The organism is Rhodopila sp. (genome assembly GCF_965277165.1).
Taxonomy (GTDB): Bacteria; Pseudomonadota; Alphaproteobacteria; order Acetobacterales; family Acetobacteraceae; genus Rhodopila.
In genome coordinates this window covers 203040-228535 of record NZ_CBDICE010000005.1, presented here as the reverse complement: position 1 = coordinate 228535, position 25496 = coordinate 203040, and the positions used below count along the sequence as shown (strand labels likewise).

The 25496-nt window shown below is 64.0% G+C and carries 24 protein-coding genes; 12 read left to right on the top strand and 12 right to left on the bottom strand.

The window, feature by feature from the left end:
• The first annotated feature begins 6 nt into the window (after positions 1-6).
• Both mctP and ACQY4Y_RS01425 read left to right on the top strand, forming a co-directional pair.
• The gene (gene mctP, locus ACQY4Y_RS01430; protein ID WP_428488793.1) at positions 7-1524 is read left to right on the top strand and encodes a monocarboxylate uptake permease MctP; all 1518 of its coding nucleotides are present in this window, start codon (positions 7-9) and stop codon (positions 1522-1524) included.
• A gap of 121 nt (positions 1525-1645) precedes the next feature.
• Positions 1646-2632 carry an isopenicillin N synthase family dioxygenase gene (locus ACQY4Y_RS01425; RefSeq protein WP_428488792.1) on the top strand — a complete coding sequence of 329 codons (987 nt, stop codon included), beginning with the start codon at positions 1646-1648 and terminating at the stop codon, positions 2630-2632.
• Positions 2633-3412: 780 nt separating this feature from the next.
• On the opposite strand, the gene ACQY4Y_RS01420 is transcribed toward ACQY4Y_RS01425, so the two are convergent.
• Genes ACQY4Y_RS01420 through ACQY4Y_RS01410 form a run of 3 tightly spaced genes read right to left on the bottom strand, consistent with a single transcriptional unit; the run spans position 3413 to position 5314 of the window.
• Positions 3413-4192, bottom strand: a complete 780-nt coding sequence (locus tag ACQY4Y_RS01420; protein WP_428488791.1) for an ROK family protein — start codon at positions 4190-4192, stop codon at positions 3413-3415.
• Between the two features lie 58 nt (positions 4193-4250).
• Positions 4251-4673 (bottom strand): PaaI family thioesterase, encoded by a 423-nt coding sequence (locus ACQY4Y_RS01415; RefSeq protein WP_428488790.1) that lies wholly within the window; start codon positions 4671-4673, stop codon positions 4251-4253.
• Positions 4670-5314, bottom strand: coding sequence for an HAD family hydrolase (locus tag ACQY4Y_RS01410; RefSeq protein ID WP_428488789.1), 645 nt, complete (start codon positions 5312-5314; stop codon positions 4670-4672). The genes ACQY4Y_RS01415 and ACQY4Y_RS01410 overlap by 4 nt, the downstream gene beginning before the upstream one ends.
• Positions 5315-5445: 131 nt before the next feature.
• On the opposite strand from ACQY4Y_RS01410, the gene ACQY4Y_RS01405 reads away from it, so the two are divergent.
• Positions 5446-6636 carry a serine hydrolase domain-containing protein gene (locus ACQY4Y_RS01405; protein WP_428488788.1) on the top strand — a complete coding sequence of 397 codons (1191 nt, stop codon included), beginning with the start codon at positions 5446-5448 and terminating at the stop codon, positions 6634-6636.
• 5 nt (positions 6637-6641) lie between these two features.
• On the top strand, positions 6642-7901 hold the full coding sequence (locus tag ACQY4Y_RS01400; RefSeq protein WP_428488787.1) for a M23 family metallopeptidase: 1260 nt from the start codon (positions 6642-6644) through the stop codon (positions 7899-7901).
• An 88-nt stretch (positions 7902-7989) separates the two neighbouring features.
• Here ACQY4Y_RS01400 and ACQY4Y_RS01395 read toward each other — a convergent pair whose 3' ends face one another.
• Together ACQY4Y_RS01395 and ACQY4Y_RS01390 are read right to left on the bottom strand one after the other, a co-directional pair.
• Positions 7990-9186 (bottom strand): glycosyltransferase, encoded by a 1197-nt coding sequence (locus ACQY4Y_RS01395; RefSeq protein WP_428488786.1) that lies wholly within the window; start codon positions 9184-9186, stop codon positions 7990-7992.
• Complete coding sequence (locus tag ACQY4Y_RS01390; RefSeq protein WP_428488785.1) at positions 9183-10403, bottom strand: glycosyltransferase family 4 protein; 1221 nt, start codon at positions 10401-10403, stop codon at positions 9183-9185. Before ACQY4Y_RS01390 ends, ACQY4Y_RS01395 begins: the two co-directional genes overlap by 4 nt.
• 243 nt (positions 10404-10646) lie before the next feature.
• Between ACQY4Y_RS01390 and ACQY4Y_RS01385 the strand changes: the two genes are divergently transcribed.
• From ACQY4Y_RS01385 to nadC, 4 genes are all read left to right on the top strand, one after another.
• Complete coding sequence (locus ACQY4Y_RS01385) at positions 10647-11876, top strand: argininosuccinate synthase (protein ID WP_428488784.1); 1230 nt, start codon at positions 10647-10649, stop codon at positions 11874-11876.
• 107 nt (positions 11877-11983) lie between these two features.
• Positions 11984-12613 carry an FMN-binding negative transcriptional regulator gene (locus ACQY4Y_RS01380; RefSeq protein ID WP_428488783.1) on the top strand — a complete coding sequence of 210 codons (630 nt, stop codon included), beginning with the start codon at positions 11984-11986 and terminating at the stop codon, positions 12611-12613.
• 128 nt (positions 12614-12741) lie between these two features.
• On the top strand, positions 12742-13725 hold the full coding sequence (gene nadA / locus ACQY4Y_RS01375) for a quinolinate synthase NadA (RefSeq protein WP_428488782.1): 984 nt from the start codon (positions 12742-12744) through the stop codon (positions 13723-13725).
• Positions 13725-14570 carry a carboxylating nicotinate-nucleotide diphosphorylase gene (nadC, locus tag ACQY4Y_RS01370; RefSeq protein ID WP_428488781.1) on the top strand — a complete coding sequence of 282 codons (846 nt, stop codon included), beginning with the start codon at positions 13725-13727 and terminating at the stop codon, positions 14568-14570. Before nadA ends, nadC begins: the two co-directional genes overlap by 1 nt.
• Positions 14571-14611: 41 nt before the next feature.
• Here nadC and ACQY4Y_RS01365 read toward each other — a convergent pair whose 3' ends face one another.
• Together ACQY4Y_RS01365 and ACQY4Y_RS01360 are read right to left on the bottom strand one after the other, a co-directional pair.
• Positions 14612-16066, bottom strand: a complete 1455-nt coding sequence (locus tag ACQY4Y_RS01365; RefSeq protein WP_428488780.1) for a hypothetical protein — start codon at positions 16064-16066, stop codon at positions 14612-14614.
• A 360-nt stretch (positions 16067-16426) separates the two neighbouring features.
• Complete coding sequence (locus ACQY4Y_RS01360; protein WP_428488779.1) at positions 16427-17443, bottom strand: zinc-binding alcohol dehydrogenase family protein; 1017 nt, start codon at positions 17441-17443, stop codon at positions 16427-16429.
• A 144-nt stretch (positions 17444-17587) separates the two neighbouring features.
• Between ACQY4Y_RS01360 and ACQY4Y_RS01355 the strand changes: the two genes are divergently transcribed.
• Genes ACQY4Y_RS01355 through ACQY4Y_RS01345 form a run of 3 tightly spaced genes read left to right on the top strand, consistent with a single transcriptional unit; the run spans position 17588 to position 19569 of the window.
• On the top strand, positions 17588-18763 hold the full coding sequence (locus ACQY4Y_RS01355) for a CaiB/BaiF CoA transferase family protein (protein ID WP_428488778.1): 1176 nt from the start codon (positions 17588-17590) through the stop codon (positions 18761-18763).
• A 23-nt stretch (positions 18764-18786) separates the two neighbouring features.
• The gene (locus ACQY4Y_RS01350) at positions 18787-19272 is read left to right on the top strand and encodes an alpha/beta hydrolase-fold protein (RefSeq protein ID WP_428488777.1); all 486 of its coding nucleotides are present in this window, start codon (positions 18787-18789) and stop codon (positions 19270-19272) included.
• A gap of 33 nt (positions 19273-19305) precedes the next feature.
• Positions 19306-19569 (top strand): hypothetical protein, encoded by a 264-nt coding sequence (locus ACQY4Y_RS01345; protein WP_428488776.1) that lies wholly within the window; start codon positions 19306-19308, stop codon positions 19567-19569.
• Positions 19570-19572: 3 nt separating this feature from the next.
• Here ACQY4Y_RS01345 and ACQY4Y_RS01340 read toward each other — a convergent pair whose 3' ends face one another.
• The 4 genes from ACQY4Y_RS01340 to ACQY4Y_RS01325 all read right to left on the bottom strand — a co-directional run bounded on the left by ACQY4Y_RS01340 (position 19573) and on the right by ACQY4Y_RS01325 (position 23370).
• The gene (locus ACQY4Y_RS01340) at positions 19573-20556 is read right to left on the bottom strand and encodes a magnesium transporter CorA family protein (RefSeq protein ID WP_428488775.1); all 984 of its coding nucleotides are present in this window, start codon (positions 20554-20556) and stop codon (positions 19573-19575) included.
• Positions 20557-20705: 149 nt separating this feature from the next.
• Entirely contained in the window at positions 20706-21371 is a 666-nt protein-coding gene (locus ACQY4Y_RS01335) for an MlrC C-terminal domain-containing protein (RefSeq protein ID WP_428488774.1), read from the bottom strand.
• 45 nt (positions 21372-21416) lie between these two features.
• The gene (locus ACQY4Y_RS01330) at positions 21417-22178 is read right to left on the bottom strand and encodes a M81 family metallopeptidase (protein ID WP_428488773.1); all 762 of its coding nucleotides are present in this window, start codon (positions 22176-22178) and stop codon (positions 21417-21419) included.
• A 7-nt stretch (positions 22179-22185) separates the two neighbouring features.
• Positions 22186-23370 (bottom strand): alpha-hydroxy acid oxidase, encoded by a 1185-nt coding sequence (locus ACQY4Y_RS01325; protein WP_428488772.1) that lies wholly within the window; start codon positions 23368-23370, stop codon positions 22186-22188.
• Positions 23371-23536: 166 nt separating this feature from the next.
• On the opposite strand from ACQY4Y_RS01325, the gene ACQY4Y_RS01320 reads away from it, so the two are divergent.
• A complete protein-coding gene (locus ACQY4Y_RS01320; RefSeq protein ID WP_428488771.1) occupies positions 23537-24868 on the top strand; it encodes a TldD/PmbA family protein in 1332 nt (443 codons plus the stop codon).
• Between the two features lie 30 nt (positions 24869-24898).
• Here ACQY4Y_RS01320 and ACQY4Y_RS01315 read toward each other — a convergent pair whose 3' ends face one another.
• A complete protein-coding gene (locus tag ACQY4Y_RS01315) occupies positions 24899-25495 on the bottom strand; it encodes an antibiotic biosynthesis monooxygenase family protein (protein ID WP_428488770.1) in 597 nt (198 codons plus the stop codon).
• Position 25496: the final 1 nt, after the last annotated feature.

Here is a 25496-nt window from a genome sequence, read left to right as displayed (position 1 = left end):
GTCGTCGTGAACTGGCCGGCACTGATTGTCTTCATCGCGCTGTTCCTGTTCGTCACAGGCCTGGGTTTCTGGGCGGCGCGGTGGCGTGCCGGCGACTTGACCCGGTTGGATGAATGGGGTCTCGGCGGCCGCCGCTTCGGCACTTTCGTGACCTGGTTTCTGCTGGGTGGCGACCTTTATACAGCCTATACCTTCATCGCCGTCCCCGCGCTGGTCTATGGCGCCGGCGCGCTGGGATTTTTCGCGGTTCCCTACACTATCCTGGTCTATCCGCTGCTGTATCTGATCTTCCCGCGACTCTGGTCGCTGGCACACAAGCACGGCTACGTCACGTCGTCAGACGTGGTGCTCGGGCGCTATGGAAACAAATGGCTGGCGCTGGCCATCGGGGTCACCGGCATCGTGGCGACGATGCCGTATATCGCGCTGCAACTGGTCGGCATGCAGGTGGTGATCGGCGCGATGGGCGTATCGGGCAACGGCGTGATCGGGGACCTGCCGCTGATCATCGCCTTCATTATACTGGCGGCATTTACCTACACCTCGGGGCTGCGTGCGCCCGCCATGATCGCGGTGGTGAAGGACCTGCTGATCTACATTGTGGTGATCGCGGTGACCATCGCCGTGCCACTCAAACTGGGCGGGTTCGGGCCGATTTTCTCCGCGCTACCGGCGGCGAAATTGACCCTGGCGGCGCCGGTCGGCGCGACCTACGGCAGCTACAGCATTTATGCCACACTGGCGCTCGGGTCGGCGCTGGCGCTTTTTCTCTACCCGCATTCGCTGACGGCGATCTTGAGCAGTTCCAGCCCCGGCGCGATCAGGCGCAATGCCGCCCTGTTGCCGGCGTACTCATTGGTGCTCGGTCTGCTGGCTTTGCTGGGCTTCATGGCGGTGGCGCTGCACGCCGGTTCCAACCCCGCGTTCGCCGACGGTTTCAAACGCTACGGCAACAGCTTCGCCGTGCCGGCGTTGATCCTGTCGGTGTTCCCCGGCTGGTTCGCCGGCGTGGCGTTCGCCGCGATCGCAATCGGGGCGCTGGTTCCCTCGGCGATCATGTCGATCGCCTGCGCCAACATAGTCAGCCGCACTATCTACCGGGGCTTCCTCGTGCCGCATGCGACGGATTCCCAGGAGGCCTCGGTGGCGAAGCTCGCCTCGCTGCTGGTAAAGGTCGGCGCGCTGGTGTTCATCATCTTCGTGCCGGTGCCCTACGCGCTGCAGTTCCAGTTGCTGGGCGGGCTGTGGATCATCCAGGTGCTGCCGGCGGTAATCCTTGGGCTATATTTGCGCATGTTGAACGGCTGGGCATTGCTGGCGGGCTGGGCCGTCGGGGCCGGATTGGGGACCTGGATGGCCGGCACGACATCTTTCAAAGCCGCGGTGTTCACGTTGTCGTTCATGGGGATCCACTTCCCCAGCTACATCGCTATTTGGGCGCTGGTGGCTAACATAATCGTGTCGGTCATCCTGTCGGCGTTGCTGAATCCGTTCGTTGCTCGCGCGCCAGTGCTGGCGGATTAACTACTGACGGATCAAGGTTACTGGCCGATTAAGGGCTGGCGGGTTGCGCGCCGATACCATTGCAACCGTTCTACGCGGTGTTACGCTGCGCTGTATGGCAGCTCGGCAAAGGTAAATCGACATGCATACGGAACGGATACCGGTGCTGGACGTCTCGGACTTCCTGGCGGACAAACCGAATGCCCGGCACGCCCTGGCGCGCGCGATCGCCCATACATGCGACGATACGGGCTTCCTGGTGATCACCAACCACGGCATTTCCGCAACGCTGATCGACGGGGCGTTCGCCGCGGCGTCGGATTTCTTCGATCTCGATGAGGGGGACAAGCTGGCGCTGAAAGTCGGCGATCTCAATATCGGATACCTGCCTCACGGTGCCCAGACCGTGCGCACATCGACGGTGAACAACAACACCAAGCCGAACCTGAGCGAGAGCTTTTACATCGTCACCGACCGCACCGCCGACGATCCCGAAATCGTCGCCGGCAACCCGCTTTATGGGATCAACCTGTGGCCGGCGCGGATGCCGTCGTTCAAGGCTCGGACCATGGCCTACTTCAACGCGATGCGTCCGTTGGCTCATCGCATGATGTCGGTCATCGCTACCTCGCTTGGGCTGTCCGATGATTACTTCGCCACCGATTTCGCCGAACCGACGATCACCTTGCGGCTGATCCGCTACCCATCCCATGACAGCGCCGAGGACAATCAGTTCGGCTTCGCGCCGCATATCGATACCAGTTTCCTGACGCTGCTGGCGCAATCGGCGCTGCCTGGGCTGGAGGTGCGGACGCGCGAGGGCGACTGGATCCGCCCGCCGGCGATCCCGGGAAGCTTCGTGCTCAACACCGGCGAGATGCTGTCACGCTACTCCAACGACCGTTATGTCCCGACGCCGCACCGGGTGATCAATGCCAACAATGCCGTCCGCCACGCGGTGCCGTTCTTCTACGGTCCCGGTCTGGACGCGGTGATCCGCTCTGTCCCGACATGCGTCGGTCCCGACAATCCAGCCCGATACGAGCCGTTGCTGTATGCCGATCACCGGCGGAAGCTCAACCTGACGAATTTCGATCATCGCAGGAAGCAGGCCGACCAGGCGGCTTAGTCTGCATCGTTCCGGCCCCGATCGGTATTTGAGCATGGCGCGCGGGCGTAACGCAGGTTGCGGATGATGGCGTTTTGCGTCGGTCGGGAAGCTGATCGGCTTCGGCTGCATTGGTGCATCGACGCGGGTGGAGTTGGCCGCCAGGCTGCACGGCCGCGGGTTGCCGGCCCCCTTGCAGCAGGACGCACAAATTCTCTCCACGCACCCGTTGGGCCGGCAGGTCATCGAGGAGCGGTCGAATGTCAATGGAAGCCTTCCCCGCAGAGCAAATAGCCATGGTGGTTCTCCAACCACCGCTCGCACTTCGCAGCGCGCAATGTCGGGTCATTTGCCAGAAAGTGGCGTGCTGATCACATTTTCCTGGCGAGTGTGATAACCTAAATTTGCCGATATCCTGAGGACGCGCCGAGAAACAGGCGAAACGAGATGCGCTTGAGAACCCTGGAAACAAATCGCGATTGCGGTTGGCGCGACGCGGCGTGGATCCGCTAGCCTGAGCGGGTGACCGACATCGACGACATCCGGTCTCGCTTTAATCAGACGACGGAATTTCTCGACGAACGTGGCCCGATATCGCGGCAGCGTTCATGGACGGGGTGCTGCACTTGCCGCGGGTCAAGACGCTGCTGGCCGCAAGACGGTCGGCACCGACGAGCCGTCTGAAACCACTCGCTTTGTCGCTAGCAGCCGGGCCGCCGGTGTCATCCCCCGACCGCGGACGACTCGGCACCTAGGACACTCCTGAAAATCGCCGTTCCAGTAGTCAGCCACTCATGCTGGTTAGATTAGATTTTGATCCGACGTTTTCAGCGGACTGCTGAATGTTGAATCCAGGGCCTTATCCCAGAGCCGCACGCCGCCGGTAATTCCCGCCTCGTTCGATACCAGCCGGATGTTGGGAGCCAAATCCAAGGCCACGTGCTTCGCATTGCCGCCGCCAATCGCCAGGGTATCGAAGCCGACCAGTGTGGTAATGCATCCCAGCACCCGCTTTAGCCGGCGGTTCCAGCGTTTGGGCCCAACCTGTTTGAACGCAACCGAGCCGATGAACTGGTCGTAGGTCTTGTCCTTGTGGATCGGATGCTGGCTCAGTTCCAGGTGCGGGGCAGGGCGGGCGTCCTGGAAAAGCGCGAAGCCCATCCCGGTGCCCAAGGTCAGCACACATTCCAGGCTCTGGCCGCGGATCACACCCAGCCCCTGCACCTCCGCGTCATTCAGCATCCGAGCCGGTTTGCCCAGTCGGTCGGTCAGCGACGCGGTCAATTCGAAATGCTGCCATGCCGGCGTGCCCAGGTTGGGCGCCGTCAGCACCTGTCCGCCGCGCACCACGCCGGGAAACCCGACCGAAATCCGATCGAAAGCGCCCATCGTATCGGTGAGTCCAACCAGAGCGTCCACTACCACCGCGGGCGTCGGCTGGGCGGGCGTGTCGACCCGGTTTGGACCTGCCACCATTGCCCCGTTCTGATCAAGGATTCCGGCTTTCAGTCGCGATCCGCCGATATCGATCGCCAATGTCAGCTTCCCCCGTTTTCGGGGCGAATCGGGATCGATGTCCATGGCTCATCCCTTCCTGATAGACCGCAGGCGGATAGGGCCTTTCGGCCGCTGCAGAGCGTCACCTCGGCCGCAGCACCCGCCAGATACCGTCAACCGCTCCCACCTCCCGTACTTTGTCACCTTGCCGGGCCACGAGAAGACCCCGCACGAAGACCAGTCCGCGCGTGCGACGCGTTGTCTCGCCGTGCAACTCGATGAATTCGCCGGGCCTGATGGCGTCCAGGAAGTGCGTGTTGAGTTGAATCGTCGTGCATGGTGCCCGCTCCGCTGCCTCCCAGGCAATGAAACTGAGCCCATGATCGGCGAATGCCATCAGCACGCCGCCGTGTACGACGCCGGCCGGATTGGCATGGTCCGGATCCGTAAGCAGCCCGTAGAGCCAGTTTCCCTGCGATCGTTTGGCCCATGGCACGCCCAGGCCGCCGGGCATCGCGGCACCCGGCATCACGCGCCAACCGTCGGCGGCGGGGTCGAAGCTCATAGCGCACCGAGCCGATCCGGGAGGTCGAGCAGACTGTCGATGCGTATGTTCGCTCGGTCGATCTCGGGACGTTCGGCGTGCAGCCAACCCCAGGGACCGCGCCGCAGGAACACCGCGACCATTCCCGCCGCCAGGCTGGGCAGCACGTCATTGTCCAGCCGATCCCCGACATAGGCGACGCATTCGGCGGGTTCGCCGGCGGCCTCGACCACTTTGGCAAAGAACCGCTGGTCCGGCTTGGAGACGCCCCAGCCGTCCGAGGTGGCGATCACATCGGCGGGCAAGTCCAACCGCGCCAGGGCCGCCGCAGCCGCGGCCGGCTGGTTGCCCGCGATCAGCACCTTGTAGCCACACGCGCGCAATCGGGTGAGACAGGGAATCGCGTCCGGATAGAGGTCCTGGGCGGTGAAATCGTAAGTCCACCCATCCGCGGCGCGGAGTTCGCGGGCCAGCGCCGGATCCATGCCGGGCTTGAAAATGTCAAACACCCGACGCAGCGATTGGCCACGTTCCATGATCACGCCAATCGCGGTGAACAAGGTCATCGCCGGCACGTCCAGAAACTTCGCCCACTCGATCCAGTGGCGGGTTTCGTCGATCAGGGTCTCCCCGACGTCGAAGCAGATAGCGCGAATGGGCATGGATGGTCGGTTGATCCCGTGGTCGTAAGCAGGATCATGTTGGCAGGCGGGTGCTTTTGCAATGGTGGCGCGGTCACTTGCCGAATTGCGCGCAATAAAGTTCACTGAGCCTTTCGGGAAGGCAAGTAAAAATGCGATTGGCGACCAACGGCCTGGCCGCTTTGCTGGTCGTGACGCTTCCGGGCGTCTCGTCCGCCAACGATTTGTTGGCGCGGGCGCCGCAACTGGAAGATGTGGTGACCTCTGCGCTGGAGGAATTCCATGTGCCTGGCGCCGCGGTCGGCATCTGGACCGAGAACGGCCAATGGACAAAGGCGCTGGGACTGGCGGACGTGGCGGCGTCTCGGCCGGTGAAGCTGCGCGACCATTTCGCGCTCCGCAGCGTCACCAAGTCGTTTGTGGTGACGGTCTTGTTGCAACTGATCGCGGAGAGCAACGGGTCGATCGGCCTGGATGATCCGATCGGGAAATACCTTTCCGGGGTGCCCAACGGAGCGCGGATCACCCTGCGTGAACTCGCCAACATGACGAGCGGATTGTACGACTACTCTGCTGATCCGCGATTTCACGCGGCACTTGGGGCGGACCTGACGCGCGAATGGACGACCGATGAACTGCTGGCGTTTGCCTTCGACGATACGTCGCACTCGGCAACCAATTTCGAGCCTGGCGCGCGCTATCAGTACTGCAACACCAACACCCTGGTTCTCGGCAAGCTGATCGAGGTGCTGACCGGCGCGACATTCGACCAAGTGCTGCGGCAGAGGGTCCTCGTTCCGCTGGTGCTGCCTGGCACGAAATACTTGCATGGTGCGCGCTTGCCGCGGCCGTTCGCGTCGGGTTACCAGGGTGAAACGGATGCCGGTTCCCCTGAGCCGGTTGTGGTCAGCTTTTCGGGCCTGGGTTTTGCCGGGGCGATGGTTTCAACGCTGCGAGATCTGGGCGTCTGGGGTCCGGCGCTCGCCACGGGGTCGCTGTTGCCGCCGGAACTCCAGAAACAGCGGTTCGAGGCGCATTCGACCTCCGCCGACCCTGGTAGCCCGGTCTATGACGCCTATGGATTGGGCATGGGCCAAGTCGCCGGGTGGTGGGGCCACACCGGCGAAGGCTTGGGCTACGAAGCCGCGGTGTTTCATCAGATCGAGCGAAACGAGACCGTCGCGATCCTGCTGAACGGGTCGGACACCTCGGACGTGCCGGTGCGGATCTTCTGCCGGCTGCTCACGGTGCTGGGCGAGGCTCCCGCCGCGGGCAGCGGCAGCGTTTGCGCGCCCGGCGATGATGGCGTTGGACGTTTGAAACCTGCGGCGTTGGCGGATTGAAGGCGATGCTCGGGCGCGACCTGCGTGTGGCTGTCTGGGCCCGCGGGGTTCTGACGGCTGGCGTCATTGTCATGCTGACGCTGGGCACGGCAAGGGGTGAGGGATGCCAGGTGGCGCCGGCGACAGGGGCGTTTCCAACGCAGATCACACCGGTCACGTTGCGGGTGCTACAGCCAGCGGTGACCCCGGTTGCGGCGACCGACGGGTTTGTTCATCTGGCCTACGCGGCGCAGATCACCAATGTTGGCCGTGACCCGGCGAACCTCGACACCATCGTGCCGACCGATTTCGGGCACCCGGGTGCAGCGACCGGGACCAACCTGGTACGGGACATGAACGGCAAGGACATCACCGGGACGGTGAGGCTGTTCAACCCCGAGGGTGGCGTGAACGCGGCGAACACCAGGCGGCTGCCGGGTGGTGCCTCGGGGATCATGTTCTTCGATGTCCGCTATCGGACGCTGGCTGAGGTTCCACGCCTGGTGTCGCACCGGCTATCGATCTCGTTCCATGGCGACCGGCGGCTGGTGGAGGATATCGATCCGGTCGTGGTGAACTGTAAGGCTCCGGTGGTGATCGCGCCGCCGCTGGTGGGTGACGGCTGGTGGGACGGAAATGGCTGCTGCGAGGTTATCAGCCCGCATCGCGGCGCGACCTTGCCGGTGAACGGCGGGCTACGGGCGCCGGAACAATTTGCCATCGATTTCGTGCAGCTTACCGGGTCTGATGCCTGTTGCACTGGGCCGGTCAAGCAACTGAGTTCGTGGCCTTTCCTGGGGGCTCCGGTCTTCGCGGTGGCGGACGGGGTGGTAGTGGACCGGGTCGATGGAATGGCCGAGCAGGTTCCAGGCGAGGTGAAGGGGGTGACCGCGCTGAACGCGCCCGGCAACAATATCATCGAGGACATCGGCGGGCAGCATTACGTGCTTTACGCACACTTTCGGACTGGTAGCATCCCGAAGCGGATCGTGGCCGGGACCCGGTTGCGGCGCGGCGAGCAGATTGGCGAGGTCGGCAATACCGGCAGCTCGACCGCGCCGCATCTGCATTTCCAGGTGATGGATCGTCCGTCGGCATTGAATGCGATCGGGCTGCCGTTCGTGTTCGATCGGCAAATCGTGCAGGGCCGGGTGAGTGGCACGGCGAGTGAAACCAATGATCGATATGAGGCGGGCGGCAAGCTGACGATAGTGCGGGGCTCGCCGGTCTTGGAGGTGAACCGAATACCCGCTGAGGGCCAGGTGGTCCGCTTCGATCGGCGGTGACGCCGCCAATCGGGCGGATCATGCCGGTGCGAGGCGGGCAGCGACGAGCCATCCCGTTGGCGACGTGATTAACGCGCGGTGAGTGCTCTTATGGCTGGGGGATCGTGGCATCGCTGATGCTCGTCGCAATGGCAGACGAGGGGCGAAGCGTCGCGAACCGAGCGCTGCCCAACGCGGTTCTAATATTGCCGCGGATGCGGCGTGGCTTCGGCGGCAGCGCCCCGTCGATCGCAAGCAGCAACGCCGATGCCGCATCACGCCAGGCCGAGGCGGCGTCGGCGGGCGGAGCGACGGGCGCTGGCGCGTCGAGCCACAAGCGGATCGCACCGGACAGGCTGGCCGCATCCGGCTCACACAGCAACAATTGGTGCGAGCCGGCAAGCTGCTCGGCCAGGCCGCCGACCTCGGTGGCGATCACCGGTCGACCAGCTGCGAGCGCGGCCGCCGCGACGCCGCTCTGGCTGGCTTCGCGGTATGGCAGAATCATCGCGTCGGACCATGCGAGCAAGGCGCCGATCTCGGTCTCGGGCACCCAGCGGTTCTCCACCGTAACGTTGGGGCAGGCGCGCAAGGCGTCCAGCGCCGCCGATTCCGGGCCGTGGCCGACCACACGGACGGCGATCGACCGATCCGCCGGTAGCGTGGCCAGCGCGCCGGCCAGCAGATCAAGTCCCTTGTATGGCAGCATGCGGCCGAAACATAGCAGTCTCCGGGACGAAACCGGACGCTCGACCGGTGGCATGGCGAAGCCGAACGGGGGGTGCCGGAACGCGATCAGCTTGCGCGGACCGCTTCCCGCCAACCGCTGTTGCCGCAGGCGCTCGCCGACCGGCGCGCACAGCACGGCGAGTCCATCAGCCAGACGGCACAGCAGCCGCTGCAGTTGCATCTGTAACGGGAATCCGTCGCCGGGATGGGCATCGGCGTCATGCACCACGACGACCAGGCGTGTTCCAAGCAATCGCAGGGCCACGCCCATCAGCCCGTCGAGCGGCCCCGGCATGGCGCAGATCGCCAAGTCCGGCATGAACCGCCGCAACCGCCATAGCAGGAATGGCAGTGCCAGCGGCGCGGTCGCCAGACGCAGCAGAAACGACGGCAAGCCTCGGTAGGTCCGCACCGGCATCTCACAGCGCGGCGGGTTTGGGCCGACCATGATCTCGGCATCGGCGCACAGGGACAGCGTGACGTCGATGCCCGATCGGCCGCGCAGCGCCTCGCCAAGGCAGGCGCCGAACCGCGGCCCGGCCCCACGCCGCCCCCATTGCCAGACCAGGACCTTCATCGAAGTCCCTCCAGCGCCGCGACAAGCGGCCGCCCGTCCAACCGGTGGATGATGGCGGCCCGGGCTCGCCGACCCAGGTCTCGGCGAAGGTCACCATCATCCGCCAGCTTGCGCAGCAGCACCGCCGCTTCACTAACGTCCGGTTCGGCCCAGACGCCGCGATAGACCGACCGGTCGTCACGCGTCGGGACCAGCCGGTAGCCGACCAGGGCGGCATTCGTGCTGTCCATGAAGTCGGTGTTGCCGGACCAGCCGGTGGCGACCACTGGCTTTCCCAGCAGCATCGCCTCGGCCAGCACCAGACCGAATCCCTCGCCACGATGCAGCGACAGGACGATGTCGGCGCATGCGGTCAGAGCATGGCGGTCGGCCGGCGACAGCGTCTCGGTCACCAGCCGGATGTTCTGTCCCCGCGCCATTCGCGCCAGCCGAGCGAAGTCGGCCGGTGCGTGTTCAGCGTGAGCGACCTTCAGCAGCAGGATACGATCGGCCCGGTCGCCGAAAGCGCCATGGAACGCAGCAATCGCGGCGAACGGGTTCTTCCGCGCAAACGAGGATGCGAGGTTGAACGACACCAGCACGACCACCGCCGTCGGCGGCAGGCCAAACCCGGCCCGTCCGAGCGAGGACGCAACCGGCGGTGCGACCGCCAGGGCCGGAGGCACCACGCGAATACGCCCGGGCAGTAACGGCTCCAGCACAGCCGCGGTAAAGCGGGACGGCACCCAGATCTGGTGCACACAGGCCAGCGCCGGCCGCCATTCGGGTGGCACCTCGGGAAGTTCCCAGGCCCAGTAGCCGATAACGCAACGGTTCCGCGTCAGCCCGAGCGGAAGCCGCAGCAGTGCCAACGGCAGCAGCGGGGCATTGATGTGCAGCACCAGGGGAACAAGCGGCGGAGCGGGCCCGGATGCGACGACCTCGACTTCGGGCCGGCCATCGACCGGAGGTGGAACATCGACGGTCCACACCGGCAGGCCCAGACGCTCAGCGGTCACCGCCATGAGCCGGGCGGTTTCTCCCAGACCGGAAGCTCGGCTCAGCTCTCCGGCGATGACGATCCCATTGGCTGCCGGCATCGGCCGAGCCGAGGTTTTTGGCGCCAGCCAGCCGGTCGTCCTGGCTAGGGCGCGCCGGCGGGCACCCGCGGGCAGGCTGCGCCAAAGCCTGAGCGGCGTGGACTGCACAAGCGACTTCGGGACAGCGGGCGGCGGCATGCCCGGACTGTCGCGGAGTGGCGTTAACAACGGCTTAAGAAAGCCTGGAATTCAGCGTCTCGGCGTCAGCATTCGATCGATGCACACCGTCGTAGATTCGTTCGGTCGATGACTCCCATCCGACCGAGCGCCGAGCGCGGGTTTATCGTACTCGGGACGTTCGGCATCGGGTCGTATCGCGGCTTGCGCGAGGGGCGTCCCGGGGTTACTCCCGGCGCCGGAAGACCAGGAGAATCCTACGCCATGGCCGTGAAGGATGTGAAGAAAGTCGTTCTCGCCTACTCGGGTGGCTTGGACACCAGCGTGATCCTTCGCTGGCTGCAAACGGCGTATCACTGCGAGGTGGTGACCTTCACCGCTGATCTTGGCCAAGGCGAGGAACTCGAACCGGCACGCAAGAAAGCCGAAATGTTCGGGGTCAAGGAAATCTTCGTCGACGATCTGCGCGAGGCCTTCGTCAAGGACTTCGTCTTCCCCATGTTTCGCGCCAATACGCTGTACGAGGGACAATATCTTCTCGGCACCTCGATCGCTCGTCCGCTGATCGCGCAGCGCCAGATCGAAATCGCCGAACAGGTTGGCGCTGATGCGGTGGCCCACGGCGCGACCGGCAAGGGCAACGACCAGGTGCGGTTCGAACTCAGCTACTACGCCCTGAAGCCGGATATCAAGATCATCGCGCCGTGGCGTGAATGGGACCTGACCAGTCGCACCCGCCTGCTCGAATTCGCCGAGGCGCACCAGATCCCGATCGCCAGGGACAAGCGCGGCGAGGCGCCGTTCAGCGTCGATGCCAATCTGCTGCATTCCTCCTCTGAGGGCAAAATCCTGGAAGATCCAGGTCTGGAAGCGGACGAGATCGTCTACCAGCGCACCATCCGTCCGGAGGACGCACCCGACCGGGCGAGCGTGATCGCGATCGAGTTCATCGGCGGTGATGCTGTCGCGATCGATGGCGTCAAACTGTCGCCAGCCTCGCTGCTGACCCGGCTGAATGAACTGGGCAAGGCAAACGGTATCGGTCGGCTTGATCTGGTGGAGAACCGCTTCGTCGGCATGAAGTCGCGCGGGGTTTACGAAACGCCGGGGGGCACCATCCTGCTGGCCGCCCACCGGGCGATCGAGAGCATCACGCTCGATCGCGAGGCGGCACACCTGAAGGACAGCCTGATGCCGCGCTATGCCGAACTGATCTACAATGGTTTCTGGTTCAGCCCGGAACGGCGGATGCTGCAGGCGCTGATCGACACCAGCCAGTCCAGCGTCACCGGGCAGGTCCGGCTGAAACTGTATAAGGGCAACGTCACCTGCATCGGGCGTGAGAGCCCGCACAGCCTGTATTCCATGTCGGTGGTGACGTTCGAGGACGACCAGGGTGCCTATGACCAGGTCGATGCGCAGGGTTTCATCAAGCTGAACGCCTTGCGGCTGCGACTGGGGGCAATGGCGGGGCGGCGCGGCGGCACGCTGTGATGCTGGGCGGCCCGCAAATGGTCTAGTTCATCCGAGCGAATCAGGCCGTACGCTGCGACCGATTCCGGAGTAGTTATCCCGAAGACCACCTTCCGGAGTCTCCAGACGTGTACATCCCCGCCCATTTCGCTGAGTCCCGTGTCGATCTGCTGCATGGTGCAATTCGCCGGAACGGCTTCGCGACGGTGATCTCGATGACAGCTGATGGGCTTGTCGCCAGCCACGCGCCGTTGATGCTGGATCCGGATCCGGCGCCCTACGGAACCCTGATCGGGCACTTGGCCAAGGCTAATCCACACGCCCGCGCCGCCGATCCCAGCGTGCAGACGCTCGCGGTGTTCCGAGGTCCAGACGGTTACATCACGCCGTCCTACTATGCCGCGAAGCAGGAGCACGGAAAGGTCGTCCCGACCTGGAATTACGCCGCGATTCATGCCTATGGCAGGCTGGAAGTGTTCGACGATCCTGACCGGCTGCTGGCGGTGGTAACGCGGCTGACCGACCTGCATGAAGCAAAGCGGGCGCAGCCTTGGGCCGTGGCTGATGCGCCGGCCGATTTCGTCCAAGGCATGTTGCGCGGCATCATCGGTATCGCGCTGCCGATCGCCCGCCTGGAGGGCAAGGTTAAAATGAGCCAGAACCGGCCGGCGGCGGACCAGCGAGGGACCATCGACGGGTTGCGGCTCGACGGGGAGCCTGCTTTAGCCGAGGCGGTGGGGCGCGCAGTCTCGGGCTGAGCGGCATCGGACCGCTCCGATGGCAGAGCCCCTGGGGTCATTCGACGCATCGCACTTGACATCGTTATACTCAGCATTAGCATAAGTCTCTGTAATGCTCAAAACGAGCATAAAACGGGAGGCTGTTGATGCCTATAACCGAAGTTCTCGAACGTGCCGTGCCGCTCTACGACCGGGTCAAATCGCTGATCCCGCCGGTCGAGTGGCCGGTTTTCGCCGCCGATATCGACGCCATTCTGGCGCTGAAGCGCCAGCGCGACGCGGTGATCCTGGCGCACAACTACATGACGCCGGAGATCTTTCATTGCGTGGCCGACATCGTCGGCGACAGCCTGGCGCTGGCTCGGGAGGCGATGAAGGCCGACGCCAAGGTCATCGTGCTGGCCGGCGTGCATTTCATGGCCGAGACGGCGAAGCTGCTCAATCCGGCCAAGACCGTGCTGATCCCCGACAGCCGCGCCGGTTGCTCGCTGGCGGCGTCGATCACCGCGGCGGACGTGCGCCTGATGCGCCAGCGCCATCCCGGCGTGCCGGTGGTCACCTACGTCAATTCATCGGCCGCGGTGAAGGCCGAGTCCGATATCTGCTGCACCTCGGGCAACGCCCGCAAGATCGTCGAATCGCTGGGCACCGACACGGTCATCATGCTGCCGGACGAATACCTGGCGCGAAACATTGCCGCCCAGACAGATGTCAAGATCATCGCCTGGGCCGGCCATTGCGAGGTGCATGAACGGTTCACCGCCGCGGAGGTCCGCGCGCTGCGCATCGACTATCCCGGCGTTACCATCCTGGCGCATCCCGAATGCCCGCCCGAGGTGGTCGCCGAGGCGGACTACACCGGATCCACCGCCGACATGTCGAGCTACGTCGGCCGCGAGAAGCCGGCGCGCGTGGTGCTGCTGACCGAATGCTCGATGTCGGACAACGTGTCGGTGAACCACCCCGACATCGAATTCGTGCGGCCGTGCAACCTTTGTCCGCACATGAAGCGCATCACGCTGGGCAACATCCGCCGCGCGCTGGAAACGATGCAGCAAGAGGTCACCATCGATCCGGCCTTGGCCGAACCGGCGCGACGCTCGGTCGAGCGCATGTTGGAGGTTCACTGATGCAAGCGTTACCCAGCGTGATGGTCGAGCCCATCGTGCGAACCGCTCTGCTGGAGGACCTCGGGCGGGCCGGCGATCTGACCACGGACGCCATTGTGCCGGCCGAAAGCCAGACGGAATGCGCCTTGGTGGCCAGGGCACCTGGCGTTGTGGCCGGACTGGATTTCACCGCCATGACGTTCCGGCTGATCGACCCGGCGATCAAGATCGACGTCAGCCTGCCGGACGGCAGCCGGTTGCGTAAGGGCGACCGAATCGCGACGATCAGCGGACCGGCGCGCGGCATCCTGACAGCGGAACGAACCGCGCTGAATTTCCTCTGCCACCTCAGTGGCGTGGCCTCGGCAACCCGCGGCATAGCCGATGCGATCGAGGGCACCCACGCGCAGGTCTGTTGCACTCGAAAAACCATGCCGGGAATGCGGTTCGCTCAGAAATATGCCGTTCGTGTCGGTGGCGGATCAAACCACCGGTTCGGACTGGACGATGCGGTGCTGATCAAGGACAACCACGTCGCCATCGCCGGCGGGGTACGACCGGCGGTTGAACGCGCCCGAGCCGGCGTCGGCCATCTGGTTAAAATTGAGCTGGAGGTCGATACGCTCGCCCAGTTGCAGGAAGCGCTAACCTTGGATGTCGACGCCGTGCTGCTGGACAACATGGATCCCGACATGCTCCGCCAGGCGGTCGAGATGGTGGATGGGCGGGCCATCACCGAGGCATCCGGCCGTATCCGCCCCGACACGGCGCCAGCGATCGCCGCCAGCGGTGTCGATCTGTTGTCGGTTGGGTGGCTGACCCACAGCGCCACCGTGCTGGATATCGGGCTCGACCACTTGGGGTGACTTGCCGGCGGCGGCTGATTGGCCGCCGCCAGGTCGGTGGACTATGCGTGCAGCAGGTCCAGTGCCTCCTCGTAGATTTCCATGTTCTTGCCGAACGAAATCGCCGCCGCCTGGGCACCGGAGACCAGATGCATCCAGCGCCATGGCTCACGCGTGGCGTGGAACTCCTCGACAATCGCCTGATGGTGCTTGAAAGCGTGCATTTCGGTGAAGCTGTCGTGGCAGACGATCTCCCCCAGACGCCGCATCAGAACCTCGGGATCGTAACCCAGATCGACATATTGCTGCGCCAGGTTCACCGTTCCCTTGACCTCGGGAACCGCGCGCATCATGCCCAGGTTGGTGACCGTGGACCAGTCAGTCTGCGGCTGCTGATAGATGCTGTCGGTGATTGCCTCCAGCAGGTCGGCCTGGGAACGGTGCGGCAACGACGCCACCGCGGCGGGATCCGGCTGCGGTGCCGGTTCCATCCGGTACTGGGTCGATTTTACTTCAGGCCCGGTGTGCCACATCAACAGGATCAGCAGTTTGTTGCGCAGGCCAAGGCCATCGAGTTGCAGCAGATAGCGCCGAAGGTTGGCGCTGGTGTGCAGGTGGACATCCATCGGATTGCCGGTCAGCGACCGCAGGAACAGCCCGGCGGCGCCGATCGACAGCCCCTCGCCGCCGCCTTCCAGCGACAGTCCTTCGGCCAGCGCTTCGGCCATCAGCACCGGAATGTCGTTGTAGTTGTCGCACCGCCCGATCGCCTCTCCCAACCGCCCGATTTGCGCGGTTTCATCCTCGCCGCTGTGCTGACGGGTGACGCGGTTCATCAGCTCGTGCTTCTCGATCAACCCATCGATGTCCGGGATCGCCCGAGCGACGGGGAAGCGAGTGACGTAGCGCACCGCAGGCCGCATCAGTAACGGCAGAAGTCCCGGATCCATCGACTCAAGTGCTCGGTATGTAAACGCTGGAAAAATGAAGTAATGATCGTCCATCGCGTTCTTGGGGATCGCCACGCTCAACAGCAGATCGAGCGCTTCAATTGGCGGAACGTTTTGCCATAGCCACAGAAAGCAGTGGTCTGCCTTGTTGGTCTCGCCACGCTTGACCGCGGCGAGGAAGGCTTGCTTGGTGGCCTCCACACCGCCGAAATCGATCGGCTCGAATTCCAGCAAGCTGTACGGCCCCATCGCCGGGTGGTGAATATGTTTGTTCGACAGCGCAACGTGCTGCAGAACTGGGACGAACCGCTGTTCCCCGTCCAGACGCTCCGACAATCGCGTCACCGCATACATGCCAGCGAGCGGATGCAGCGGACCGCCGTGATGCCCTGGCGGCAGGTCCGACGAGCGTGCCACAGCCAGCGCGGACGCCGTCAGCATGGTCTTCGTCGGCACCCCGGCGCGGAGTTTTTCCAAGGTCCGATCAATGATTTCGGCGGGCGGCGTTTCCTCGATGAACTGCACCAAGGGTTCGATGGCGTCGGAAAATTGGACACGGCTGGGCATTGCAATTTCTCCTCAGGTGCAATCATTGACGTCTGACGGTTCACTTGCTTTCGCAGGATGCAGCCTCGGTTTCAGCGCGGTCATGCTTTGGTGCGGCCGACGTCTCATGGGGTCCGCTCGCGCCTGGCATTATCAATAGTCGCGACATCGGTTGATCGCTGACGTGATAGGTCAGCACGAAATCAGCCGTGTTCCTCAGATGATCGTCATACGCGCGGAGCGCAGTGTCAACGTTCCTGGGGCCCCAGCGCGAAAATGACGCCCGCGAAAATGACGCCCGCGAAAATGACGCCCGAGAAAGTAAGCCCTGGCCGATACCGGACCTTGGACTGAGTATACCTCTGTGCGCCCGAAGCCCGATCAGGCAAAACCTTCGAGCACCACCTTGCCGCGGGCGCGCCCGCTCTCGATCAACGCATGCGCGCGCTTCAGATTGGCGGCATTGATCGGACCAAACTTCTCACCGACGGTCGTGCGAATTGTTCCGGCATCGACTAAATCCGCCACCGCGTTCAACAGCATGCCCTGTTCCGCCATATCGGCGGTGTGAAGCGTCGAGCGGGCAAACATCATCTCCCAGTGTACCGACACGCACTTGCGCTTGAACAGCATCACGTCGAGTGTCGCCGGGTCGTCGATCACGGCAAAACGACCCTGCGGCGCGATCAGCTTTTCAACCTCACCCAGGTGCTTGTCGGTATTGGTGGTGCAGAACACAAATCCCGGCGCCGCGATACCCATCGCGTCCACCTGGGCGGCCAGGGGTTTGGCGTGGTCCAGCACATGGTGGGCGCCAAGTTCCTGAACCCAGGCGCGGGACTCGGGCCGCGACGCGGTGGCAATCACCGTCAGGCCGGTCAGCCGCCGCGCGAGTTGGATCGCTATCGAGGACACGCCGCCGGCACCGCCGATGATCAGGATCGAGTTCGCCTCCCCGGGCACCGGCTTGCGCACGTCCAGCCGGTCGAACAGCGCTTCCCAAGCGGTGATCGCGGTCAGCGGCAGGGCGGCGGCGTCCGCCCAATCCAGCGATCTCGGCTTGCGCCCGGCGATGCGCTCGTCCACCAGATGAAATTCGGCGTTGGTGCCCTGACGGGTCACGTCGCCGGCATAGAACACCGCGTCGCCGGGCTTGAACAGTCTTGCGTCGGCGCCGGTTTCGGCCACGACGCCCACCGCATCATAACCCAGCACCTTCCACTGCCCGGCGTCCGGCTTGGCGCGGCGGCGGACTTTGGTGTCCACCGGATTGACCGACACCGCACGCACCTCGACCAGCACGTCACGCCCGGCGGGGCGGGGCCTGGGCAACTCGATGTCGACCAGCGCGGCGGCTGCCTCTATTGGTAGCGAATCCTGGTAACCAATGGCCCGCATCAAGGCGTCCTCCTAACGGTGTCGGCCAAACACATGCCGCCGACGCCAAAAGGCTGCAAGATCCCGCTAGTACCCGGCCCGTTGGTTGCCTCGTCGGCAAAAACCAACGATGCATGATGGCTGATCCACCGCTGGGAAAACACCATGCCGCTGACTGGACTGAAGGTTCTCGATCTGACCCGCGTGCTTTCCGGCCCGTTCTGCACCGCCTTGCTCGCCGACATGGGCGCCGACGTCATCAAAGTGGAGGCGCCCGAAGGCGATTCGCTACGTGGCCAGGGCGCCATCAAAGCCGGAATTTCGTGGTATTTTGCCCAGTTCAATCGCAATAAGCGATCGATTAGGTTGGACCTCCGCAAGCCGGAAGCCAAGCCGATCCTGGCGCGCCTGATCGCGCAATCCGACGTGCTGGTCGAGAATTTTCGCCCCGGCGTGCTGGCTCGGATGGGGTTCGACGAAAGCCGGCTCAACGCATTGCGACCAAGCCTGGTGATCTGTTCGATCAACGGGTTCGGCAGCACCGGGCCGTACAAGGATCGCCCTGCGTTCGACTTCATCGCCCAGGCCATGAGCGGCTTCATGAGCGTCAACGGCGGCCCGCATGATCCACCGATGCGCTCAGGCTTGCCCATCAGCGACCTGGTGGCTGGGCTCTACGCGGCACTCAGCATCGCCGCCACTGTGCCGCACGCGCGCGAGACCGGGCAGGGACAGCGGGCCGAGGTCAGCCTGACCAACGGCCTGGTCAGCCTGTTGGCATACATCGCGACCAATTACTTCGCTACCGGAACGGCACCGCCGCGCAGCGGCAATGACCATCCGATTGCCGCGCCGTACGGGTTGTTCGCAACCCGCGATGGGCAAATCGCGCTGGCGCCGGCCGACGATGTGTTTTTCCGCCGCCTGGCCGACGCATTGGATGAACCCGGATTGAAAACTGATCCGCTCTACGCAACCCAGTCGGCGCGGGTCGCCAATCGAGCGCAAATCAACGCCATCGTCGGCGGCAAACTGGCAAGCGGCACTACAAGCCATTGGGTGGATGTATTAAACAACGCCGGCGTCCCTTGCGGCCCGGTCAACAGCGTGGTGGAGGTGTTCCAGGATCCGCAGATCAGGGCCCAGGACATGATCATCGACATCGACCATCCAAATCATGGCTCCGTCCGGATGCTCGGTTTTCCGATCAAGCTGTCGGCAACGCCCTGCCGCGTGAGGCGTTTCGCTCCCGGTCTGGGAGAACACTCCGACGAGATCCTGGCGGAACTCGGGTTCGCGTCCTCAGAGCGGCAGGCCTGGCGGCAGAGCGGAGTGATTTGATGCGGCGCCGATCGGTCCTTTTAATGTTCGGATTGCTGGCCCTCGGTTGCGCCGTATCGGTCGGCATCGGCGCTTGGCGCCATGCTTCAGCACAAACGGCAAATTGGATCGGTAACGACATAAATGGCCTGCACTACGAGGTCCTGTTGCCGGAAAACTACGTCACGACCCGCGCCTATCCGGTGGTGCTTTACCTGCACCAACTCGATATGGGGGATTATCCGGACGCCCTGCGCAAGCAGGTTGACGGATGGTTCGCCACGCACGCATTCCGGTCCCGGCACCCTTGTATCGTTGTCGTCCCGATGCTTGATCAAACCAAGGATCCCGGTGGCCGCACGGTCAATTTCGGCGGTAAGCGGGATGGCCATATCGGTGAAGTTAATACCATAGCCGCGTTAAGGCAGGTAATGGATCGTTACCGGATCGATCTGGATCGGGTCTATGTCACCGGCAACTCGATGGGCGGGATGGGCGCGTGGCAGATGCTGCTGGATTACAACGTCTAGACCGGCGGCAAAGGACATATCTTCGCCGCCGGCATGCCTCTGGCCGGCGCGCAACGCACCGCCGATCCGGCCCAGGCGGCAGCCGCGCTGCGACAGGTTCCGATCTGGGCGATACATGGGGCCAAGGACAACAATGTCTCGCTGGACTGGGATCGCGCGATGGCAAAGTTGCTGGCGGGCGGTCCGACCTTCCGCTACACCGAGGTTCCCGACGTTGGCCACGATGTCTGGGATAACACCTACACGCGAGACGATGTTTGGGACTGGCTTTTTTCGCAAAAGGCCGCGAAGGCATGACCCTCAGATCCACTTGCGCCAGCGAAACACAGCCAGTGGGATCAGGGTCGTCAAGATGATGAGACCCCAGCCCCACGCGTAGCCCCAGGCCCAGTCATACTCCGGGATATTCTTGAAGTTCATGCCATAGACGCCGGCAATTAGCACCGGTGGGATGCCGACAACCGAAGCAATCGCCATGACCTTCATGACATTGTTCTGGGCGATATTGATGAAGCCCAAAGTCGCGTCGAGCAGGAATTGCAGCTTGTCGTTCAGGTAGGTGTCGAAATCGCTGACCGACGCGATGTCCTGCCGCAGCGTTGCCAGCCGGGGGATCAAATCCTTCGGCAGCCAGTCGGCTGCCGTTGTCTCCACATAAGGCGCGATCCGCGCCGCCCCGACCTGGGTGTCCCGGACATGAGAAATCTGGTCGCCAATACGCCCGATCTGACCAAGGGTGTGGCGCAGAATGGCGTCTTCCGCCTTCCGCCCTCCCTCTTGATTGACACCCATGGCGAAAATGGCGTGGGAAATCGAATCAAGGTCGGCACGCACCTGCTCCAGAACATCGGCCTGACGATCGACGATGGCCTCCATCAGGTCGACGAAGATGTGCGCCCCCGAACTTGGGGGTGCCGACCGGCTGGAAACCTGTTCTTCATACGTATCAAATAACCGGTGCTCGGCGAAGCGAACGGTGATCAGCCGGTCCGGGCTGACCACGAAGCCGGCAGAGACGCTGCGCAATCCGTGCTCGGCATATCTGACCAGCGGCATGCTGAGGTACAGCGCACCGTCGCGGCTGGCGAGCCGACTGGACGTTTCGATTTCGCTGACGTCCGCTTCCGACGGCACCGTCAACCCGGTTGCCTGTTGCACCCGGTCGATCTCCTCTTGTGCCGCGTTCAGCAGGTCGATCCACACCGCATGACGCAGCGCGTCAGCAGATCCGGTATCGGCCAATCGGTGCAAATGAACGCCGTCGCAAGCAAACGCCTTGATCATCGCGAACACCTCCAGCGCAATTGATCCGGTCCGGACTGCGACGAACGGTTCGGGTTCGCTTAACCTACCGGAAATACTGCGAACAATTTAATCCGGCGACTCGGTGCAAGTCGATGAAAACCCCTGCCAGCTGAATCCGGACAGCGCTGTTACTGCGACTCGCGGAACGGATCGGCGACGCGTGGCCAAAACGCGCGCGTGCGCTTGGTGTAGGGAAGCGCCGCGTAATCGAAATCCAGCGCACCAGCCCCGGATACATACCGAATGGCTCGCGCCACCTGGGCAAATCCCGCCTGGAAATGCTGCGACGACTTCACCACGACAACCGCCTTGTCGTGCAGCGTCAGCCCCAGCCCGGTGAACGCATCCGGTGAAAAGACCTGCTGGCGCCGGCTGGTCAGTACCAGATCGACTCCGTCGCCGCACACCCAGACGCTTGGACCATACTCCGCGCGCCCACCGCTCAGTCCGCCCTGAGAATGGTTTAGCGCAATCGCGCGGACCGTCACCATCAGGTCTATTGGATCACCTGATGCGGCGCCACACTTGCCTCCGACCCGCAGCATGAAGGTCGCACCCTGGCCGGCCTCGATGCAGAACTGCACAGCTTGCGCATCCCAAAAGCAGCCGATCACGACGTCCTGCATCTCGCGGTCCAGCACCCGCCGCAAGATCGCGGTACTGTCCGAAGGCGCCCCGCCACCGGCGTTGTCCGAGGCATCCGCCAGCACCAACGGCCCATTGCCGCCCCCGGACGTCGCGCCGTCGAGCGCATCGTCTATGCCATCAAGTCTGGCAGCCGCGGCATGGCGCATCCGCCAAAGTTCCTCGCCCAACCGCCGCGCCAAGGCGCCCGCCGCCTAGGTATCGCGATCGGCGACCACCAGGATCTTGCTGCCGACATCGGCCACATCCGCCCATGGGAAGCCGTGGCCGAAGGACACCGAAAGGATGCCGCCATGCCCCTCCAGCGCCTTCATCCGGTCGACGAAACCACGCAACGGATCTTGGGTCGGCCGATACGTGGCGATCATCCGGCAGTCGTGATAGGCCATCACTGGCCTGACCTTCCCAAGTGCCGCATCCAGGCAAATGCGGTAGAGTTCGGGCGCACGATCGCCGATATCAACGTGCGGGTATTCCTTGTACAGAACAATCGCATCGGCATTCGCCCGCATCTGCTCGGTCAGATGGCAGTGCAGATCCAGTTCCAAGCCGATCGTCGCATCGCGCCCAACGATCCGCCGCACCCGCTCCAGCGTATCGCCCTCGCAATCGTCATAGCCATGCGCCACCATTGCCCCGTGCATGAACAGCAGCACGACATCCACCGGCATGGCGGCGCGTAGATCCGCGAGGATCATGTCGCGCAGTTCTTCGTACACATGCCGTAGCGTCGTCCCGGCAGGCTGCGCAAAGGTGCAGATACTTTCGACAACTGTGTGCCCGTCTGCCTCGCCCAGCCGACGCCACGCGATCAGCGGGATATTGGAGATTGTCGGAGGTTTGCGGCTGCCATCATGACGGAACCATTCCCGGCCACCGGTGAAAGCGGCACGCCCGGTCGGCAGCGGCGAGAACGTATTCGTCTCGGTCGCCAGCGTCGCCATGAAGATCTTCATGCCGCGATCAGCCCGCCATCAGCCGGTTGCTCTCCCGATCGCCGAAGAAGATGTCGGTCGAGATTTCGTCCACCCTGTTGCAGCCGGTATAGGCCATGGTCTTGTCCATCTCGGTCTGGATGAAGCCCACCGCCTTGGACGCCCCGGCCTGGCCGCCGACCGCCGTGCCGTACAGCGTCGCCCGCCCGGTCAGCACGCATTTCGCCCCGAGCGCCAACGCCTTGACGATGTCAGATCCGCGTCGGACGCCGGAATCCAGGATCACGGTCGCCTTGTCGCCGACCGCCTCGGCGATTTCCGGCAGCATGTCCAGCGTTGCGGCGGCGCTGTCCATATTGCGGCCGCCGTGGTTGGATACGATCAGGCCGTCGACGCCATAGCCGACCGCCTTCAGCGCATCATCCACGCGGTTGATACCCTTCAGCATCAAGATGCCCGGCCACTTGTCGCGGAAAATGCGGATATCGTCCCAATTAAGCGAGTCCTGCCGCATCACCTCCCGGGTCCCCGGATCAGTGCCGATCGGGCGCCGGTATGGGTCTGGATAGTTTTCGTTGCGCGGCATCCCGATGGTGGTGAAATACTTCATCAGCACGGTGGTGAACCAGGTCGGATGCTGCATGATGTCCCAGGTAAAGCGCAACGTCGGATGGAACGGCAGCAGAAAACCGTTCTTGGCGTTGTACTCCCGGTTCGGCGGTACGATCGTGTCGGTGGTAACGATCAGCGCTTCGAAGCCGTTGTTCTTGGCACGCTCGATCAATTGGTAGGACAGCTCCCGCTGCTTCCAGACATAAAGCTGGAACCAGAGCCGGAAGTTCGCCTCCTTGGCGATCTTTTCCATCGAGGTCATCGCCCCCGTCGCCAGCGTGAACGGGATTTTCGCCCGCGCTGCCGCCTTCGCCAGTTCCAACTCCCCCTCGTGCCAGCAGAGGCCCGCCGCACCGGTGGGCGCGATCGCCATCGGCAGCGCGATGTCCTTGCCGAACAGTGTGGTCTTGGTCGAACGACCGGACACATCGACCAGCGCCCGATGCTTCAGCTTGATCTTCTCGAACGCGTGGCGGTTGTTGCGCAACGCCAGTTCATCCTCTGTCGAGCGGTCAACGAACTCGAACACACCACGCGGCAGGCGCCGCTTCGCCGCTTCGCGCAGATCGAATACGTTGTAGCAATTGTCCAGCCTCGCCATGCCCCATTTCCCCCGTGATGGCGGAATGATGAAGCCGGCGGGAACCGTGTCAAGCGGCGCATCCCGGGCCACTGGTCTGCAAGCCCGCATCCAAAACTCTTATCTATGGCTGGAAAACCAAACGTTCTATGAACGCGGCCTGGCCCGCGGCGAAGGAACCGACCCGATGACCGACTACCTCTCTCTGGTATCCGATTTGATCCGTCAGGCGCGAACCGCCGGGGCCGACGCCGCCGACGCGGTCCTGGTGAACGGGACCTCGCTGTCCGTGGCCTCGCGCCAAGGCAAGATCGAGCACCTGGAGCGATCCGAGGGCCGTGATCTCGGCCTACGCGTGTTTGTCGGCAGGCGCGCCGCGATCGTGTCATCCACCTCACTCGACCCAGCCGGCTTCTCCGGCCTGGCGGAGCGTGCGGTGGCAATGGCCAAGGTCGTGCCCGAAGACCGGTTTGCCGGGCTGGCCGAGACCTGGGCACCGCCGGACGACATGAACCTTGACATGGCCGACCCTGCCGAACCGGCGCCCGATGCCCTGGCTGTTCGCGCCGCCGCCGCCGAAGCAGCCGCCTTCTCGGTTCACGGCGTCACCAATTCAGAGGGCGCTGAGGCGGGCTACGGCCGCAACGAGATCGTCCTGGTGACTTCCGCCGGCTTTGCCGGACGCCGCGTCGGCACCAGCCACTCGATTTCCGCGACCGCGCTCGCTGGCGCCGGCACCGACATGCAGCGCGACTACGATTACCACAGCACGGTCTATTTCGCCGATCTCGACGACCCCGCTCAGATCGGCAGAAGCGCCGGCGAGCGAGCCATCGCCAGGCTCAACCCGACCCGTCCAAACACCGCCCGGATCCCCGTCGTCTACGACCCGCGCGTCGCCGGTGGTCTGCTCGGCCATCTCGCCGGCGCAATCAACGGCGCCGGAGTTGCCCGAGGCACCAGCTTTCTCAAGGAAAAGCTGCACCAGCTTGTGTTCGCCGCCGGCATCAACATCCACGACGATCCACGCCGAGTGCGCGGCGCCCGGTCCAGGCTGTTCGATGGCGAGGGCACCCCGACCAAGGCCCAGGCGCTGATCGAGGACGGGGTGCTGACCACTTGGCTGCTCGACAGCCGATCCGCCCGCCAACTTGGATTGGCGTCAACCGGTCATGCCTCGCGCGGCACCAGCGGCCCGCCGTCGCCGTCCCCCAGCAACCTGTACCTCGCTGCCGGGACGGCGACACCGGCGGCGCTGATGGCCGATATCAAGCAGGGCTTCTATATCACCGAGATGATCGGTATGGGGGTGAACGGGGTGACCGGTGACTACAGCCGCGGTGCCGCCGGCTTCATGATCCGAGACGGAGCCTTGGCCGAACCGGTCGCCGAGGTCACCGTCGCCGGCAATCTGGTGGAGATGTTCGCCAACATGGTGGCCGCTTCGGACCTGGTGTTCCGACGCGGCACCGACTCCCCCACAGTGCGGATCGACGGGATGACGATGGCAGGCGGATAACGCGCCCGGCTTGATCCGTCGTCCGATCTCTCAACAGCCGGCCTCGCGCGGCGGAAAATACTGCGGCGCCTCGGCGCGCGCGAACATGCCGTAGTCACGGATCACGCGCACCACGCGGTGCCGGCCTGCCATCTGGCTGATCCCAGCTTCGGCTGCCGCGGGATCGGACCACGATTGTAGATACAGCCCATTGCCAGGCCGGGTGATGCTGTCGAACGCCTCGCCGCCGGACACGGACGTCAGGGCACTCAGCGCCTGCTCGGTCAACGTCAATGCCTTGGACGCGCCGATTTCCGTGGCATCGAAACGCTGCTGCGGCAGCGCCTCCTGCGCCTCGGTGTCGGCAGTGATCTCGCCGACCCGCAGATGGTAATCGGCCAAGACGGATGATCGGCCCTTGCCCTGGATTTCGTGGTGCAGGGCGTGTGTGCGCCAGCGAATCAGGGCCTTCTCATCCCGCCAGATCGAAAGCGACACCAGCCAACCGGGCCGGCTAACGCTGGCGTAACGCTCGTTGACGATGAAACCGTCGATGGCGACCAGTTCAGGCCGCAGCACACTGGCGTGGCCAAGGTAGTCTTCCCAGGCCTCGGGCCGAGGCTTTACTTCGAAGATGACTGCGAACATG